Source organism: Streptomyces fildesensis, from assembly GCF_016107395.1.
In the GTDB taxonomy this organism is placed as follows: Bacteria; Actinomycetota; Actinomycetes; order Streptomycetales; family Streptomycetaceae; genus Actinacidiphila; species Actinacidiphila fildesensis.
In genome coordinates this window covers 1-16,959 of the sequence record NZ_JAAIKO010000032.1, presented here as the reverse complement: position 1 = coordinate 16,959, position 16,959 = coordinate 1, and the positions used below count along the sequence as shown (strand labels likewise).

The following is a 16,959-nucleotide window of genomic DNA, read 5'->3' as shown; positions in this document are numbered from 1 at the left end:
AGGAACGCTGAGGGATAACTGCGTCATGGACGCATCACAGGCCGACGCCTACCTCTCGCGCATCGGGGCCGACCGCCCCGCAATACCCGACGCCGCCGCGCTGCGCGACCTGCAGCTTCGTCATCTGCTCACCGTGCCGTTCGAGAACCTCTCGATCCATCTCGGCGAGGAGATCGTGCTGACGCGGGAGGCGCTCCACGCCAAGGTCGTCGGGGCCCGGCGGGGCGGCTTCTGCTACGAACTCAACGGTCTGTTCGGTGCGCTGCTGACGGAGCTCGGGTACCCGGTGAGCCTGTTCGCCGCCCGGGTCTTCGACAAGGACGGGGTCCTCGGCCCGCCCTTCGACCATCTGGCGCTGCGCGTCGAGGCCTCCGGCTCCTGGCTGGTGGACGTCGGTTTCGGCCGGTTCACCCAGCACCCGATCCGGCTGGACAGCCGCGAGGACCAGTCGGACCCCAGCGGTGTCTTCCGTGTCGCCGACGCGCCGGACGGTGACGTCGACATCCTCAAGGACGGCGTAGCGGAGTACCGGCTGGAGCAACGCCCCCGCGAACTCGCCGACTTCGAACCGACCTGCTGGTGGCAGCGCACCTCCCCCGCGTCCCACTTCACCCGGTCGCTGGTCTGCTCGCTGCTCACGCCGACCGGCCGGATCACCCTCAGCGGCACCTCCCTCATCACCACCGAGGGCGACGAACGGCACGAACAGGACCTGGAGCAGGACGAACTGCTCGCCGTCTACCGCGACTCCTTCGGTGTCGTCCTCGACCGGCTCCCGGTCCAGCCGGCGGCGCCGGAAGAATCGAACTGACGGGTGGACGGTCACACCTTCGCGGGATATCCGCCGCCCGAATCACCCGGCGTACCGGCTCCCGCACGGCCCCCGCAGGTATCCGTCACCCCAACGGGCCTTCTCACCACGGGAGTTGTCGGGTGGGCGCACCGCACCCGGCGGCCCGCCCGGCTCGCATACGATGACGCCGTCGAGCAGCGGGCGTCCGCGCTACGACCTCCGTCACCGCTGGAAGACTCCGTCACCGCTGGAACTGGATAGTCATGAATCCCGACAGGTTCGACCGCCTGGTGCAGATCCGCCGCCACATCCACGCGCACCCGGAAACGGCGCGCAAGGAGTTCGGCACCACCGCCTTCATCGCCGAGCAGCTCACGGCCGCCGGTCTCGCGCCGCAGATCTTTCCCGGCGGCACCGGCCTGTACTGCGACATCGGTGACGGCCGCGGCCCGCTCGTGGCGCTGCGCGCCGACATCGACGCGCTGCCCGTCGCGGACGAGAAGGAGGTCCCGTACCGGTCCACCCAGCCCGGGACGTGTCACGCCTGCGGGCACGACGTGCACACCACGATCATGCTCGGGGTGGCACTGGGGCTCGCCCAGGCGCCCGAAGCGATCGAGGGGCGGGCCCGGTTCATCTTCCAGCCCGCGGAGGAGGCCGTACCCAGCGGCGCCCACGACGCCATCGCGGCCGGGGTGCTCAAGGACGTGGCGGTCATCTACGCCCTGCACTGCGATCCCGCGGGCGAGGTGGGCCGGGTCGGGATCCGCACCGGGCCGATCACCTCCAGCCTGACCGCCTTCGACATCCAGATCACCCAGCCGCCGGCCGGCACCGCGCCCGGAGCCCATCCCGCGGACCTGGTGATGGTGATGGCCAAGCTCATCACCGACCTCCCGACCGCCCTGCAGAACGCGCTGCCCCCAGGCGCCGCGATGGTCGCCTCGGCGGTGTTCGGGACGGTGAACAGCGTGCCCGGACCCGACGGCCGGCCGGAGCGCGTCACATCCCTGGGGACGGTGCGGTCGCTGAGCCGGGAGGCGTGGGCGGCGGTACCGGAACTGTTCGAGCGGCTGGCCTCCGCGATCGTCTCCCCGTACGGGGTGACGTTCAACGCCGACTTCAACCAGGTGGCGCCCGCGGTCACCAACGACCCGGACGCTATGCGGGTGTTCGACGCGGCGGTCACGTCGGCCCTCGAACCCGGTGCGCGCTACGAGACCCCGCAGAGCCTCGGCGGCGAGGACTTCGCCTGGTACCTGGAATCCGTGCCCGGCGGCCTGGCCCGGCTCGGGGTCCGGCCCCGCGGCCGGGCGACCGCCTACGACCTGCACAGCGGGCGGTTCGACGTCGACGAGGAGTGCATCGCCGTCGGCGTGAAGCTCATGCGCGAGACCCTGCGGCTGGCGCTCACCGAGTACAGCGCGCGTTGAGCCGCGGACCCTGACCGAGCCCTCGTCCCGGACGAGGACTCAGACGCCCCAGGTGCGGCGCTGCGCCGCGAACGCCTCGTGGAACTTGGGGAAGGTCTTCTTCACGCATCCCGGGTCGTCGAACGTGACACCCGGGGTGCGCAGCCCGGCGACGGCGAAGCTCATGGCGATGCGGTGGTCCCCGTGGCAGGTGATCTCGGTGGCGACGGGCGTGCCGGGGTGGATCTCGATCCAGTCGCGTCCGGTCTCGACCCGGATGCCCTGCCGGCGGAGGTTCTCCGCACACGCGTCCAGCCGGTCGCACTCCTTGACGCGGGTGTTGTAGACGTCCTCGATCCGCACCGGGCCGTCGGCGAACGGCGCGATGGCGGCGAGGGTCGGCATGGTGTCGGAGATGTCGCGCATGTTGACGGTGACCCCGGACAGCCGCCCGGTGCCGGTGACGGTGGTGGCGTCCGCTCCGGTCTCCACCTCCGCGCCCATCCGCCGCAGGATGTCGACGAAGCGCAGATCGCCCTGGAGCGCGTCCGCGCCCAGGCCGGGGACGGTCGCGGAGGCGCCGGTCAGCGCGGCGGCGGCGAAGAAGTAGCTCGCGGTGGAGGCGTCGGGCTCGATGTCGTAGTCGGTGGCGCGGTAGCCGCCGGGCGGAACGGTGAGGGTGTCGCCCTCCCGCAGCACCTCGACGCCGAAGCTCCGCATCATCGCCAGGGTGATCTCGACGTACGGGGCGGAGACGAGCCCGGTGACGCGGATCCGCAGACCCTCGGCCGTGAGCGGGGCGACGAGCAGCATCGCGGTGAGGAACTGGGACGACAGGCTCGCGTCGAGTTCGAGGTCGCCGCCCTTGATGCCGCGCGCGGTGACGGTGAGCGGCAGATGGCCCTCCGCTTCCTCGTGCCGCAGGTCGACGCCGAGCCGGCGCAGGGCGTCGGTGAGCGGGGCGACGGGGCGGCGGCGCATCTGGGCGGAGGCGTCGAAGCGGTACGTGCCGTGTCCCGCGGCGGCGAGCGCGGGCAGGAAACGGGCGGCGGTGGCCGCGTCACGGCAGTACACGTCCGCCTGCCCGACGGCGGGGCCGGCCGGCCGGCCCTCGATCCGCCACCGGTCCGGCTCCCGCTCGACCGCGTAGCCCAGCTTCGTCAGCCCCTCGGCGAAGCCGTCCGTGTCGTCGGAGAGCAGCGGCCGGCGGAGCGTGGTCGTGCCCTCGGCGGCGGCTGCCAGGAACAGCGCTCTGGCGGTGACCGACTTCGAACCCGGCACGGCGACAACGGACACTTCTGGGCCTCCCGATACGACTCGGACGCGCGTCAGCGGCGTTGCTGATGCCTTGATCGGGACCGATTCTAGGTCCGCGCACATCAGGTGACGGAACCGGTGGCGTTGCCGGGCAGCACCTAGTAGCGCACCGGCAGCCGGTGGACACCGCGGATCAGCATGCCGCGGCGCCAGGTCAGGGTGGCGGGGTCCGCGTCGAGCGCCAGGTCCGGGCAGCGTTCCAGCAGGGTGCGGATCGCGGTCCGGCCCTCGATACGGGCCAGCGGGGCGCCGAGGCAGTAGTGGATGCCGTGGCCGAACGCCAGATGGCCCTGGGCGGAGCGGTGGATGTCGAAGGTGTCGGGCTCCTCGAAGCGTTCCGGGTCGCGGTCCGCTGAGGCCAGCGCCACCAGGACCGGCTCGCCGCTCGGGATGACGGTGCCGCCGATGTCGACGGGCTGGGTGGTGAACCGCCAGGTGGAGGTCTCGACGGGCCCGTCGTAGCGCAGCATCTCCTCGATCGCGCCGTCCAGCAGCGAGGGGTCGGCGCGCAGCTCGGCGAGCTGGCCGGGGTGCCGGAGCAGTGCCAGTACCCCGTTGGAGATCAGGTTGACGGTCGTCTCGTGCCCGGCGACCAGGAGCAGGAAGGCCATCCCGACGAGTTCCTCGGCCGACAGCTGGTCGCCGTCCTCGTGCCGGGTGCGGATCAGGGCGCTCATCAGGTCGTCGGCGGGGGCACTGCACCGTTTGTCCTCGATGAGCTCCACCAGGTAGGCGCCCATGGCCTCCACCGCGGCGTTCTCCGCCTCGGCGCCGGCCTGCCCGACGATCACGTTGGACCAGCGCCGGAACGCTTCGCGGTCCAGCGACGGGACGCCGAGCAGTTCGCAGATGACGGTCATCGGGAGCGGGAAGGCGAGCGCGTCCACCAGGTCGGCGCGGCCGAGCGGCAGCATCTCGTCCAGCAGCTCGTCGGTGATCTCCTGGACCCGGGGCCGCAGCGCCTCGACACGGCGTGCGGTGAACTCCTTGGCCACCAGCTTCCGGAGCCGGGTGTGCTGCGGTGCGTCGGCCTCCAGCATGTTGGCGCTGATGGCGCCGGGTTCGGCGAGCGGGTCCAGGGTGCGCCAGCTCTTGCTGAACCGGGAGTCGGCGAGCGCCGAGCGCACCGCCTCATGGCCGACGACGAGCCACAGCTCGCCGTTGTCGACGGTGCGGACCCGATGGACCGGGCCCTGCTCCCGCAGCTTGGCGTAGATCGGGTACGGGTCGGCGGTGAACTCCTCGCCGTAGGCGGTCAGATCGATGATCTCGGACATGCCCATAACCTCCCCCTGGTCAGACGGGTTCGCCTTGCTCCGCACGGTAACCGGCCGTCGGCGGAGCGCGCCTCCCCCTCACGGAGGAGTACAGCGGGCAGGAGGTCAGGGGACCCGGGGGTCCGGTGGTCAGGGGGTCCGGTGGTCAGGGGGTCCGGTGGTCAGGGGGTCAGCGGGCGTCCGCCAGGCGGGCCAGCAGCTCGGTCAGCCGCTTGGCGACGGTGTCGCGGTCGCCTTCGGTGAGCTCAGGTCCCATCCCGCAGGCGACGGCGCCCGCGGCGATCCAGTCCGGCGCGGTGTCGACCGTGATGCCGCCGGCGGGCAGCAGCGCGGCCTGCGGAAGGGCGGCGCGCACGTCCTTGATCCAGCCGGGGGCGTAGCCGGAGGCGGGGAAGAGCTTGAGCGCGTCCGCGCCGAGTTCCATGGCGCGGACCATCTCGGTGGGGGTCGCCACGCCGGGGAAGACCGGGACGCCGTAGCGGTGCCCGGTCCGTAGGACGCCCTCGTCCAGGCTCGGCGACACCAGGAAGCGGGCTCCGGCGTCGACGGCCATCCGGGCGGAGGTGGCGTCCAGTACGGTGCCCGCGCCGATGATCGCGTCATCGCCGACCTCGCGGACGAGGGTGGTCACCGCTTCGAGCGCGAAGGGTGTGGTGAGCGAGATCTCCAGTGTGGTCAGCCCGGCCGAGAGCAACGTGTCGGCCACCGCGGCGGCCTGGTCGTAGCTCTCGCTGCGGACGATGGCGAAAACCCGCTGGGCCAGCGCGGCCCGGGTGATCTCCCAGCGGTACACGGCGGATCGCCGTCCTTCCTCGGTGCTGTGGAACGGGGGCGGATCATCGTCTCCCTGGAACGCTATCGGGTGCCTCTGACACCGAGGCCTGCGGTTCGCGGGGATGTATCCGGTCCGTAACACGCGAAAGAGCGGGGCGGGCGCCGGAGGAAGGTCCGGCGCCCGCCCCGCTCACTGGGGTCGGAAGGCGGTGGGCAGAGGGATCGGCAGCTGCTCGGCAGGGCGCTCACCAGGCACCCGGAAGGATGCTCAGCAGGCACCCGGAAGGGTGCTCAGCAGCTGAAGTCGACCAGCTTGAACGACGCGTAGTGGTCGGCGGTGTAGTAGTCCTCGTCGACCGCTTGGCCGGTGATGATCCGGCGGGCGCCGCGGGTCGGCGACCCGGGCGTGACGACGGTGTACTCGTGGTAGTAGCCGCTGGTGTGACTGGGCAGCAGGTGTTCCTGGTTCCGGAACACGACGCCGTCCTGCGAGTACGGGAACGGCCCGCCCGCGTCGATGAGGTCGAGGGTGTGGTGGGCCTGCGACGGCAGCGCCGAATAGCAGATGCTGCCCACCGCGTTGACCGTCACCGTGGCGGACGAGCCGACGGCGGCGGAGGTGGGGGCGAGGGCGGCGGGAGAGGCGGCGACCGCCGGGCCGCCGACGAGGAGGGTGCCCGCGAGGACGGCGAGCGCGCCGATACGAGTGAGACGTGGGGTTCTCATGGACACCACCATGACGCGCGTAGACCTGGCCCCGTCAATGCCAACCACACACTGTTTTCCAGGAGTTAACCGGTCACGGAAGATGTGTGAGAACCGGCGCGGGCCCGGCACGATCGGCCCGGGTGACCGGCCGGCCGGCCCGTACGGACGCCGCTCAGCCCTGGTGGGTGGAGAACAGCCCGCCCGTCGGCCCCTGCTTGTCGCCGCCCTGAGCCTTCTTCAGCGCGTTGGCCAGACCCTCGATCGTCATCGACTGCAGGATGACGCGGCCGTTGCCCTCCAGGGTGGCCAGCGACAGCCCCTCGCCGCCGAAGACCGCGTTCATCAGCCCCTGCCGGTCGAGGCCGCCGATCCGCTGCACCCCGTACTCGATGCCCTCCTCGAAGGCGACGATGCAGCCGGTGTCGACCTCGATCCGGCCGCCGAAGTCCGCCGGGTTGAGGTCGATGAAGTTGCCCGCGCCCGCGATGATCACCGTGCCGTGCCCCGTGAACTTCTCCAGGATGAAGCCCTCGCCGCCGCTGCGGCCGGTCCGTCCGCCCTGGAAGGCGATACCGAAGTGGACGGTCGACTCGGCGGCCACGAAGGCGTCCTTCTCGGCGAACCAGGCCCGCGAACCGTCCAGCTCCAGGGCCCGCATCTCACCGGGCAGCACCCCGGCGAAGCCGACGGTGCCCTCGCCGCCGGACGCGGCGAAGTACTGGAAGGCGAGGCTCTCGCCCGCCAGCGCCCGCTGCCCCGCCTGCATGGCCGTGCCCATCGCCTGGCGCAGCATGCCGCTCATGCCGCCGGACGCGCCGCCGCCCGGCTGGACACCGCCAGGTCCCGACAGCCGGGTCTCCATGGTGACGTTCGACGTCTTGAACAGGAACTTCCCCGCCTCGCAGTACACCGTCTGACCTGGCTGAAGGGTGCATACGGTCATCTGCATGGCGGTGCCGACGATCTGCTGCTGCAGGGTCACAGCGGGGCTCCTTGGCGGGACGAGGTGCGACAAGGCGGGAGCATCCGATTGCTCCCGCTTTGTCAACGTACCTCCAGGCGGGCCTCCCGGACGGTTGGGCTCCGGTTCCAGGGCGCGCCGCCGGAGTCGAGCAGCCTGGCCAGCGGCAGGGTGGCCGCGCCGACCGTGACCGCGTCGGGGCCGAGCCGGCCCATCTCGATGGAGGTCTGGGCGCAGGGGTGGTGCAGCGCGTAGGCCACCGCCGCCTCGCGGACGGCCGGCAGCAGCCGGGGGCCGATCATGAGCCCGGCCCAGCCGCCGATCACGATGCGCTGGGGGTTGAAGAGATTGATCAGGTCGGCGATGCCCGCGCCCAGGTACTCGGCGGTCTCCGCCAGCAGCGCGGCCGCGGACGGGTCCTCGTCGGCGGCGGTCAGCAGGGCCGTGAGGCCCGCTTCCTCGCTCTGCCCCTCCGGGGCCCGGCCCCAGCGTTCCAGCAGCGCCTCGGCGCCGACATAGGCCTCCAGGCAGCCGCGGGCGCCGCACCGGCAGAGCCGGCCGCCCACCTGGAGGGTGGTGTGACCCCACTCCCCCGCGCTGCTGGTGGCCCCCCGGTACGGCTTGCCGTCGGCGACCACGCAGGCGCCGACGCCCGAGCCGAGCAGCGCGATGACGGCGCTGCTCGCGCCGCGTCCGGCGCCGAACCACATCTCGGCCTGGCCCAGCGTCTTGGCGCCGTTGTCGATGTAGAGCGGCAGGTCGGTGCCGGCCCGCAGCAGGCGGCCGAACGGGACCGCGTTCCAGCCGATGGTCTGGCCGTGCACGACGATGCCCTCGCCGCTGCCGAGGTCGATACCTGAGCCGCCCGAGCCGCCCTGGCCGCCGGAACCGCCCGAGCCGCCCTGGCCGTTGGCGCCGTCACCCTGCTCGACGATGCCGGGGACCCCGACGCCCACCCCGAGCACATCGCTCTCGGAGATGCCCGCGTCCCGGACGACGGCCGAGAGACCATCGAGAATCAGCCGTACGACGTGGTCGACGTCATGGCCGCTGTCCGACAGCGGCAGGTCCGCCGCGGCGAGTTCGGTGAGGGCGAGGTCGAACAGCTCGACCCGGACCCGGGTCTCCCCGACATCCACCCCCACGACGCAGCCGTAACCGGCGGCGACCCTGAGCAGGATCCGCGGCCGTCCGCCGTCGGAGTCGACGGAACCGGCCTCCTCGACCAGCCCGTCGGCGATCAGATCGCCGACGACGTTGCTGATCGATCCCGCGCTCAGCCCGGAGTCCCGTCCCAACTCCTGGCGACTGAGTGGTCCTTCGAAATACAGGTGGCGCAACAGCGCCGACCGGTTGCCGCGCCGCAGGTCACGCACGGTTCGTTTGCCTCGATCTGCCATTCGGTCCTCCTCCCCTGGCTCCCCGGCTGAAATCTATCGGTGCGCGAAGTCTTGACGCCACCTTTTCTCACAAGTTAAATCACGCCCTGAAATAAGACACGGCCCCTGTTCACTTCTTGAACTGATCCAGACCCGTTCCCGACCTGTTCCTGACGTCTTCCGGACCCGTTCCTGTCAGGTTCCGCACCAGTCCAGACCCGTTCCCGTTCCGTAGCGATCCCACCCCTGAGAGGGGACCGTCATGCGTACCTACCACCGGGCAGTCGCGGCCACCGCCATCGCCGCAGCGATGGCACTCACCGCTTCCGCCTGCGGCGGCGGCTCCAGCAGCAACGACAGCGGCGGCAACAGCAGCCCGAAGACCCTGACGTACTGGGCGAGCAACCAGGGCACCAGCCTGGAGAACGACAAGCAGGTGCTGGAGCCCGAGCTCAAGAAGTTCGAGCAGCAGACCGGGATCAAGGTCAAGCTGGAGGTCGTCCCCTGGTCCGACCTGCTCAACAGAATTCTGGCCGCGGCCACTTCGGGCCAGGGGCCCGACGTGCTGAACATCGGCAACACCTGGTCGGCGTCCCTCCAGGCCACCGGTGCGCTGCTCCCGTTCGACGCCACCACCTTCTCCAAGATCGGCGGCAAGGACCGCTTCGTCAGCGCCGCGCTCGCCGCCGCCGGCGCGCAGGGCAAGGACCCGGCCGCCGTGCCGCTGTACTCGCTGGCCTACGGGCTCTACTACAACAAGAAGATGTTCGCCGACGCGGGCATAGCCGCCCCGCCGACGACCTGGGACGAACTGGTCGCCGACGGCAAGAAGCTCACCAAGGACGGCAAGTACGGCCTCGCCGTCGAGGGCGGCAACGGCTCGGAGAACATCCACCACGCCTTCGTCCTCGCCAAGCAGCACGGCTCGGACTTCTTCGACGCCTCCGGCAAAGCCACCTTCGACACCCCGGAGAACGTCGCCGCCGTCAAGCAGTACATCGACTTCATCGGCAAGGACAAGATCGCAGCCCCCGGCAACGCCGAGTACGCCGCCAACCAGTCCCTCGCCGACTTCGCGACCGGCAAGGCCGGCATGCTGATGTGGCAGGCCGCCGCCTCCTCGCTGAAGTCCCACGGCATGAAGCCCGAAGACTACGGCGTGGCGCCGGTTCCGTTCCAGACCGCGGGCGCCACGGGTGCGCACGCCATCAACTCGATGGTCGCCGGCATCAACCTCGCGGTCTTCAAGAACACCAAGAACCTCGACGGCTCACTGAAGTTCGTCAACTTCATGACCAGCGCCGCCGAGCAGAAGACCCTCAACGCCACCTACGGCTCGCTGCCGCCGGTCAAGGACGCGCAGAGCGACCCGGCCTTCTCCACCCCCGACCTGAAGACGCTCGCCGAGGTGCTCGCCAAGAGCGCCGCCCCGCTGCCGCAGGTCCCCAATGAGAGCCAGTTCGAGACGCTCGTCGGCACCGCGATGAAGGAGCTCTTCGCGCAGGCCGCCTCAGGCAAGGACGTCACCACCGATTCCGTGAAGAACGCCCTCACCAAGGCCCAGCAGCAGATGCCGGCCTCGTGATCGCGCGACTGCGCCGGATCGGCCTGCCCTACCTCCTCCTGCTTCCCGCGCTGCTGCTCGAACTGCTGATCCACCTCATCCCGATGATCGTCGGTATCGTGATGAGCTTCAAACAGCTCACCCAGTTCTTCATCCGCGACTGGGGCGCCGCGCCCTGGGCCGGCCTGGACAACTACCGCGTAGCGGTGGACTTCGACGCCCCGGTCGGCCAGGCGCTGCTGCACTCGTTCTGGGTCACCCTCTGCTTCACCGTCCTCGCCGTGGGGCTCTCCTGGCTCCTCGGCACCGCGGCGGCGATCCTCATGCAGGACGCCTTCCGCGGCCGGGGATTCCTGCGGGCGATCTTCCTTGTCCCGTACGCGCTGCCGGTCTACGCGGCCGTCATCACCTGGTCGTTCATGTTCCAGCGCGATACGGGCCTGATCAACCATGTGATCCACGACCAGCTGCACCTCACCTCCGAGCGGTCGTTCTGGCTGATCGGCGACAACAGCTTCACCGCCCTCGTCACCGTCTCCGTCTGGCGCTCGTGGCCGTTCGCGTTCCTGTGCCTGATGGCAGGGCTGCAGAACATCCCGCGTGAGCTGTACGAGGCGGCGTCGATGGACGGCGCGGGCGTCTGGCAGCAGATCCGCCGGATCACCCTGCCGTCGCTGCGGCCGGTCAACCAGGTGCTGGTGCTGGTGCTCTTCCTGTGGACGTTCAACGACTTCAACACGCCCTACGTGCTGTTCGGCAGGTCGGCGCCGGAGGCCGCCGACCTGATCTCCATCCACATCTACCAGTCGTCGTTCGTCACCTGGAACTTCGGCTCCGGCTCGGCCATGTCCGTCCTCCTGCTGCTGTTCCTGCTGGTCGTCACGGCCATCTATCTGCTCGTCACGTCACGCAGGAGGGATGCGGCCGATGCGTAAACCCCCTCCTCCCCCGTCCCCGATGGCGCAGCCGAAGTCCTTCATCTGGACCCGGAGGATCTTCCTCACCCTGCTCACGGTCTTCACGCTCGCCCCGGTGTACGTGATGCTCAGCTCCTCGCTGAAGCCGCTGCAGGACGTGCAGGGCTCCTTCCGGTGGATCCCGAGCGGCTTCACGTTCCGGCCGTACATCGACATCTGGCACACGGTCCCGCTCGCCAAGTACTTCGTGAACTCGGTGATCGTCTCGGTCAGCGCGACCGTGGCCTCGGTGGCCGTGGCGATCTTCGCCGCCTACGCCGTCAGCCGCTACCGCTTCAAGGGCCGCAAGTTCTTCACCGTGACGGTGCTGTCCACCCAGATGTTCCCGGGCATCCTCTTCCTCCTCCCGCTCTTCCTGATCTTCGTCAACATCGGGAACGCGACGGGGATCGCCCTCTACGGCAGCCGCGGCGGCCTCATCCTCACCTATCTGACGTTCTCGCTCCCCTTCTCCATCTGGATGCTCGTCGGCTACTTCGACTCCATCCCGCGCGATCTCGACGAGGCCGCGATGGTGGACGGCTGCGGCCCGCTCGGCGCGCTGTTCCGCGTCGTCGTCCCGGCCGCGGTCCCCGGCATCGTCGCGGTGTCGGTGTACGCCTTCATGACGGCCTGGGGCGAGGTGCTCTTCGCGTCGGTCATGACGAACGACACCACCCGCACCCTCGCCGTCGGCCTGCAGGGATACGCCACCCAGACCGACGTGTACTGGAACCAGGTCATGGCCGCCTCACTCGTCGTGAGTGTGCCCGTGGTCGCCGGGTTCCTGCTGCTCCAGCGCTACTTGGTCGTCGGACTCACCGCCGGCGCCGTCAAGTGACCACCACCGAAAGGCTGCTCGTGAACGACCTCAGCGCTCTCCCCGCCGACTTCATCTGGGGTGCGGCGACCGCCGCCTACCAGATAGAAGGAGCGGTGGACGAGGACGGCCGGTCCCCCTCGATCTGGGACACCTTCTCCCACACCCCGGGCAAGGTGGCGGAGGGTGACACCGGCGACGTGGCCTGCGACCACTACCACCGGGTACCCGAGGACATCTCCCTCATGGGCGATCTCGGCCTGGACGCCTACCGGTTCTCCATCGCCTGGCCCCGTGTCATGCCGCAGGGCGGCGGGCCGGTCAACCCGGCCGGACTCGCCTTCTACGACCGGCTCACCGACTCCCTCCTCGAAGCGGGCATCACCCCCTTCCCGACGCTCTACCACTGGGACCTGCCACAGGCCCAGCAGGACCGGGGCGGCTGGCCGGAGCGGGAGACCGCGGAGCGGTTCGGCGAGTACGCGTCGGTGGTCGCCGAAGCCCTCGGCGACCGCATCCACGACTGGGCGACGCTCAACGAGCCGCTCTGCTCGTCCTGGATCGGCCACCTCGAGGGCAAGATGGCCCCCGGCCTCACCGACATCACGGCCGCGGTCCGCGCCTCGTACCACCTGCACCTGGGGCACGGCCTCGCCGTCCAGGCGATCCGCGCCGCCAACCCGAACGCCCGCATCGGCATCGTCAACAACCTCAGCCCCTGCGAGCCCGCCACCGACCGCGAGGCCGACCAGGCCGCCGCGATCCGCGCCGACGGCCACACCAACCGCTGGTGGCTCGACCCGATCCACGGCCGCGGCTACCCGCAGGACATGGTCGACCTGTACGGCGTCGACCTCCCGATCCGCAGCGGCGACCTCGACACCATCGCGGCCCCGCTCGACTGGCTCGGCGTCAACTACTACTTCCGCAACGTCATCGCCGACGACCCCACCGGCCTGCCGCCGCGCGCCAAGCAGGTCTACCTGCCGGGCGTCCGGCGCACGGCGATGGACTGGGAGGTCTACGGCGACGGCCTGGAGCAGCTGCTCGTCCGGGTCGCCGAGGAGTACGGGGCCGAGCGGATCTTCGTCACCGAGAACGGCTCCGCCTACCCCGACACCGTCGGCCCCGACGGCCAGGTCGACGACCCGGAGCGACAGGCCTACCTGGAGGAGCACCTGGCCGCCTGCGCGAGAGCGGTGCGCCGCGGCGCACCGCTGGCCGGCTACTTCGCGTGGTCGCTGCTGGACAACTTCGAGTGGGCCTACGGCTACGACAAGCGCTTCGGCCTGATCCACGTCGACTACCCGACGCAGAAGCGCACCATCAAGGGCAGCGGCCGCCGCTACGCCGACATCATCGCCGCCCACCACCGCCGCGCCCGCCGCGCGGCCTGACGGTTCGCTCGCACTTGTGCCCGGCATCCGTCCCGCACGGGGAGGACGGCTGCCGGGCACTCACCCCGCGGCGGGCAGACGGCGGCTGCCAGGCCCTCACACGGCGGCGGGCAGACGGCGGCTTCCAGGCCCTCACCCCGCGAGCGGGATGAGGGCGGAGCCGGGCACTCGCCCCGCGAGCGGGATGAGGGCGGAGCCGGGCACTCGCCCCGCGGGCGGGATGAGGGCGGAGCCGGGCACTCACTCACCCCGCCGCGAGCTCCAGCCGGCAGCGGACCTGCTTCCCGACCGGCGACCGCGCCACCCGCCACCCCGACGTGAGCAGATCCACGAGCGCCAGCCCCCGCCCGGACTCGGCGTCGGCGTCATCCATCGCCACCGCGCGCCGGCGCGGAATCCGCGCCGGATCCGGATCGTGCACCCCTAACACCACCACCGTCCGCCCGACGGACAGCTCCACCACCAGCGGCACCCACTCCCCGCACGCCCGAACCGAGTTCCCGACCAGCTCGGACAGCACGAGCTGCGCGCTCTCGGCCGTCTCGGTGTCAACGCCCGCCGAGGCGAGGGTCTTACGGGTCAGCTCCCGGACGGCGCGCAGGTTGTCGCCGGAAGCGACGAGGTGGACGACGAAGCCGTGCGGTCTGGTGCGGAGGTAAAAGCCGGGGGTTGGGGGTCCGTGCACTTCGGCCATGTCGTACATGGCACCTCCACAGGCAGCGTCGGATCATGTCGCGCCGTGCGCCGGGTCATCGACCCTGCGTGACGACTCTCCGATGGTGGCGCTTTTCTGATTCCATCGCAAGTTTTCTACCCGATATGAATGACGCTTCATCACTGACCGTTCTCTTCAACCCGGTTGCTGGTGTAGGACTGCGGCTATGCCCAACTCTCCGCTGATCCCGACCGTCCGGCGCCGCCGCCTCGGCGCAACCCTGAAGAGGCTGCGCAACGACGCCGGGCTGACGCTCGACGAAGCCGCCATCGCCATGGGGTGGAGGGGCCCGAAGATGTCGAAGATCGAGAACGCGGCACAGGCCATCCGGCCGGCCGAGGTCAGCTCACTGCTCCAGATCTACGGCGTCGGCGATCCTGAAGTGCACGCAGCGCTCGAGAACTTGGCAAAGGACGCGAGCAAGAAGGGGTGGTGGCAGACGTACAGCGGCATCGTTGCGCCCGCTTACGCCGACTACATCTCGCTGGAGTCCGACGCCGAGCAGATCTGCGAGTGGGCGCCTCTCGTGGTCCCCGGACTATTGCAGACGGCGGCCTACGCACGCGAGAACATCGCGGGCATCACCACGTCGCGAACCCCGGACGATATCGCGGCACTGGCCGAGGTCCGGCTGGCACGCCAGTCCGTGCTCACCCGGCCTGGCAATCCACTGGAGTTGTGGGTAATCATCCACGAGGCAGCCCTGCATCAACGGTTCGTGGTCCGTCCGGCGACGATGCGCGAGCAACTGCGCCGCCTACTCGACACAGCCGAAATGCCGAACGTGACCATCCAGTTGATGCCGCTGGACTGCAGCACCCATCCGGGTGTCGTGGGCGGATTCTCCATCGTCTCGTTCCCCGGTCCCATCCCGGACGTGGTCCTGCTGGAAAACCTGAGCGGAGCGGCATACGTTGAGGGCGATGAAGCTGTGCCCTTCACCAAAGCGTTCGAGCGGATCCGTGCGACAGCGCTGCCGGTGGAAGACTCACTCGCCCGTATCGCGCAGATGGAAGAAGGCCACAGAAAGTGAACGGACCCAAGGCGGAGCTGTACACGCACGACCTCTCCGTCGCAGCCTGGCGCAAGTCCTCCGCCAGCGGAGCCGAGAACAACTGCGTGGAGATCGCAGATCTCCCCAACGGCGCCGTCGCCGTGCGCGACTCCAAGAACCCGGGGCGGGAGCCCCTCCGGTTCGACGCGGCCGAGTGGGCCGCGTTCCGCGCAGGGGTCATCGCCGGCGAGCTCTGATCCGGCCGGGCGGGTGCGTAGCTGAGGTCAGAGCGATGCGAAGCGCCCTTCTGCGGCGCTGCGCACCTTGACCGGGCGGAGGGGCGGCCCCGGCGCTGCGCGCCTGCCAGTGAAGCGGCCCGCTGCGCGGCCCGAGCCAAGCGATCCGGTCCGCTGCGCTCCCCGGGCGGGGTGGGGGTGGCATGTGGCCGGGGCGGCGCGGCTTTGTCGGGGAGGCCCCGGAAGGCGAGCACCGCGTGCTTCGGATCAGCTTGCGTGGCCGGACTGCCGCTATACCGGCGTTTGACCGTCCTTAGTGATCCGGGCCAGCCAAAACACCGCCTCATAGGACCCGCAGGACATCCCCCGTCACACCAGCACCACCTCCGGCCGAGGACGGTGGGCCAAACCATCACCCGCAGAGCACCACGAGCTCAACCCGCTCCAGCCCCGCCAAGGGGAGCGCAGCGGACCGGGATCGCTTCGCGCGGGGCCGCGCAGCGGGCCGACCCGCTGGCAGGCGCGCAGCGCCGGGGCCTCCCTCCGCCCGGTCAAGGTGCGCAGCGCCGCAGACGCACCCCTTCGTACTGTCGGAACCTCGGCCACCCCACCACCCGCACCCCGGCGCTAAGGAATTACGCCGCAGCCGCCGCGTCCCGGTAGAGCATCGTGCGGAAGATCCCGGAGACCGTGGTGCCTACCAGCAGCGTGCAGAACAGCAGCAGGGCGGCGAACAGTCCGCCCGCGATGGCGAGCCCCATGCTGTTCGACTCCGCTGCGAGCATGAATGCCGCGAATCCGATGACCACCGAGAGAACCATGGGCAGCGCGATCCACAGCGAGCCGAACACCTGGCGGGAGAACGTCTCGCGCAGCATCCGCGCCGACCGGCGGGTGCTCTCGACGACCCCGAGGCCGTCGATCATCATGGCCGGCAGCGCCAGGTAGGTGGCGACGGCCCATCCGGCGCTGAAGAGTTCGCCCAGGATCCAGCCGACGACCGGGATCCGCTCCAGCTGTCGGATGAGCAGCAGAACCGTCGTGCTGAGCAGACTCCACGCCAGCAGCCGTCGCCAGTTCCGCACAGCTCGCCGATAGTTCGCGCCGATCCGGACCGGCTCTCCCCGCAGCACGTCATCGACCGCGCAGATCATCGCGGCGCTGCAGAGCGTGAGCACGAATCCCAGCAGGAGATAGCCGACGCCCACGTAGAGGACGTCGAAGGTGGACTCTGACGATTCGGCTCCGTCCAGAAGGAGCGTCAGCGCCGCCACGCCGCCGGCTATCATTATCAGCGCGGAACCGCTGAGCAGCGGAAACATCAGCAGGCGGCGGTTTCTTCGCAGTACCCCGAAGGACAGGCGAACGGGCTTGACGGTACTCACGAGAGGTCCCCCACGGATGGTCATACTTCGTCGACGCGGCACAGGTTATGTCAGTCGCCGAGGCCCGCTCGCCACCGACCGAATCGCCCGATACGCGGAACCGCCGACCGCCCCCGGCCGATGCTCGGCTGGGGGCGGTCAACGTACGTACAGTCAGCCTGCGTTCAGCTGATTTCTTCGGTGCGGGTGGTGAGTTGTTCAGCACCGCGCGCCGTGAGGGAGCCGTGCAGGCGCAGGCGGGAGATGCCGCCGTCGGGGAAGATGTCGATCC

15 protein-coding genes and 1 pseudogene are annotated in these 16,959 nt (G+C 70.2%); 8 read left to right on the top strand and 8 right to left on the bottom strand.

What is annotated here, in order from left to right:
• The first annotated feature begins 25 nt into the window (after positions 1–25).
• A complete protein-coding gene (locus tag C6N31_RS30285) occupies positions 26–811 on the top strand; it encodes an arylamine N-acetyltransferase family protein (RefSeq protein WP_138355587.1) in 786 nt (261 codons plus the stop codon).
• Positions 812–1,056: 245 nt separating this feature from the next.
• A complete protein-coding gene (locus C6N31_RS30280; RefSeq protein ID WP_138355588.1) occupies positions 1,057–2,226 on the top strand; it encodes an amidohydrolase in 1,170 nt (389 codons plus the stop codon).
• Positions 2,227–2,265: 39 nt separating this feature from the next.
• Here the strand turns inward: C6N31_RS30280 and aroA are convergent, their stop codons facing one another.
• From aroA to C6N31_RS30250, 6 genes are all read right to left on the bottom strand, one after another.
• Complete coding sequence (gene aroA, locus C6N31_RS30275) at positions 2,266–3,501, bottom strand: 3-phosphoshikimate 1-carboxyvinyltransferase (protein WP_138355589.1); 1,236 nt, start codon at positions 3,499–3,501, stop codon at positions 2,266–2,268.
• Between the two features lie 119 nt (positions 3,502–3,620).
• Positions 3,621–4,799 carry a cytochrome P450 family protein gene (locus C6N31_RS30270; protein ID WP_381588287.1) on the bottom strand — a complete coding sequence of 393 codons (1,179 nt, stop codon included), beginning with the start codon at positions 4,797–4,799 and terminating at the stop codon, positions 3,621–3,623.
• Between the two features lie 169 nt (positions 4,800–4,968).
• A complete protein-coding gene (locus tag C6N31_RS30265; protein WP_138355591.1) occupies positions 4,969–5,592 on the bottom strand; it encodes a bifunctional 4-hydroxy-2-oxoglutarate aldolase/2-dehydro-3-deoxy-phosphogluconate aldolase in 624 nt (207 codons plus the stop codon).
• A 272-nt stretch (positions 5,593–5,864) separates the two neighbouring features.
• Positions 5,865–6,299, bottom strand: a complete 435-nt coding sequence (locus C6N31_RS30260; RefSeq protein ID WP_198358618.1) for a guanyl-specific ribonuclease — start codon at positions 6,297–6,299, stop codon at positions 5,865–5,867.
• A 154-nt stretch (positions 6,300–6,453) separates the two neighbouring features.
• Positions 6,454–7,263, bottom strand: coding sequence for an AIM24 family protein (locus tag C6N31_RS30255; RefSeq protein ID WP_138355593.1), 810 nt, complete (start codon positions 7,261–7,263; stop codon positions 6,454–6,456).
• Positions 7,264–7,325: 62 nt separating this feature from the next.
• Positions 7,326–8,642, bottom strand: coding sequence for an ROK family transcriptional regulator (locus tag C6N31_RS30250; protein WP_138355594.1), 1,317 nt, complete (start codon positions 8,640–8,642; stop codon positions 7,326–7,328).
• Positions 8,643–8,883: 241 nt separating this feature from the next.
• Between C6N31_RS30250 and C6N31_RS30245 the strand changes: the two genes are divergently transcribed.
• From C6N31_RS30245 to C6N31_RS30230, 4 genes and pseudogenes are all read left to right on the top strand, one after another.
• Positions 8,884–10,206, top strand: coding sequence for an ABC transporter substrate-binding protein (locus tag C6N31_RS30245; RefSeq protein WP_138355595.1), 1,323 nt, complete (start codon positions 8,884–8,886; stop codon positions 10,204–10,206).
• Between the two features lie 5 nt (positions 10,207–10,211).
• Positions 10,212–11,120: pseudogene (locus C6N31_RS30240) on the top strand (carbohydrate ABC transporter permease); the annotation flags it as partial.
• Positions 11,113–11,982, top strand: a complete 870-nt coding sequence (locus C6N31_RS30235) for a carbohydrate ABC transporter permease (protein ID WP_138355597.1) — start codon at positions 11,113–11,115, stop codon at positions 11,980–11,982. The pseudogene C6N31_RS30240 and the gene C6N31_RS30235, both read left to right, overlap by 8 nt.
• 20 nt (positions 11,983–12,002) lie before the next feature.
• A complete protein-coding gene (locus tag C6N31_RS30230; RefSeq protein WP_164297628.1) occupies positions 12,003–13,358 on the top strand; it encodes a GH1 family beta-glucosidase in 1,356 nt (451 codons plus the stop codon).
• Between the two features lie 244 nt (positions 13,359–13,602).
• Here C6N31_RS30230 and C6N31_RS30225 read toward each other — a convergent pair whose 3' ends face one another.
• The gene (locus C6N31_RS30225; RefSeq protein WP_138355598.1) at positions 13,603–14,061 is read right to left on the bottom strand and encodes an ATP-binding protein; all 459 of its coding nucleotides are present in this window, start codon (positions 14,059–14,061) and stop codon (positions 13,603–13,605) included.
• Between the two features lie 178 nt (positions 14,062–14,239).
• Here C6N31_RS30225 and C6N31_RS30220 point away from each other — a divergent pair, with 178 nt between their 5' ends.
• Together C6N31_RS30220 and C6N31_RS30215 are read left to right on the top strand one after the other, a co-directional pair.
• Positions 14,240–15,106 (top strand): helix-turn-helix domain-containing protein, encoded by an 867-nt coding sequence (locus C6N31_RS30220; RefSeq protein WP_138355599.1) that lies wholly within the window; start codon positions 14,240–14,242, stop codon positions 15,104–15,106.
• Entirely contained in the window at positions 15,103–15,324 is a 222-nt protein-coding gene (locus C6N31_RS30215) for a DUF397 domain-containing protein (RefSeq protein WP_198358617.1), read from the top strand. The genes C6N31_RS30220 and C6N31_RS30215 overlap by 4 nt, the downstream gene beginning before the upstream one ends.
• Before the next feature lie 614 nt (positions 15,325–15,938).
• Here C6N31_RS30215 and C6N31_RS30210 read toward each other — a convergent pair.
• Positions 15,939–16,688 carry a DUF6159 family protein gene (locus tag C6N31_RS30210; RefSeq protein WP_138355601.1) on the bottom strand — a complete coding sequence of 250 codons (750 nt, stop codon included), beginning with the start codon at positions 16,686–16,688 and terminating at the stop codon, positions 15,939–15,941.
• Between the last annotated feature and the right edge of the window lie 271 nt (positions 16,689–16,959).

Excerpts from the sequence above, each read along its gene's own strand:
- C6N31_RS30245 (WP_138355595.1), top strand. The coding sequence starts at position 8,884 with ATGCGTACCTACCACCGGGCAGTCGCGGCCACCGCCATCGCCGCAGCG.
- C6N31_RS30235 (WP_138355597.1), top strand. The coding sequence starts at position 11,113 with ATGCGTAAACCCCCTCCTCCCCCGTCCCCGATGGCGCAGCCGAAGTCC.
- C6N31_RS30220 (WP_138355599.1), top strand. The coding sequence starts at position 14,240 with ATGCCCAACTCTCCGCTGATCCCGACCGTCCGGCGCCGCCGCCTCGGC.
- C6N31_RS30280 (WP_138355588.1), top strand. The coding sequence starts at position 1,057 with ATGAATCCCGACAGGTTCGACCGCCTGGTGCAGATCCGCCGCCACATC.
- C6N31_RS30270 (WP_381588287.1), bottom strand. The coding sequence starts at position 4,799 with ATGTCCGAGATCATCGATCTGACCGCCTACGGCGAGGAGTTCACCGCC.
- C6N31_RS30285 (WP_138355587.1), top strand. The coding sequence starts at position 26 with ATGGACGCATCACAGGCCGACGCCTACCTCTCGCGCATCGGGGCCGAC.
- C6N31_RS30225 (WP_138355598.1), bottom strand. The coding sequence starts at position 14,061 with ATGTACGACATGGCCGAAGTGCACGGACCCCCAACCCCCGGCTTTTAC.
- C6N31_RS30250 (WP_138355594.1), bottom strand. The coding sequence starts at position 8,642 with ATGGCAGATCGAGGCAAACGAACCGTGCGTGACCTGCGGCGCGGCAAC.
- C6N31_RS30260 (WP_198358618.1), bottom strand. The coding sequence starts at position 6,299 with ATGAGAACCCCACGTCTCACTCGTATCGGCGCGCTCGCCGTCCTCGCG.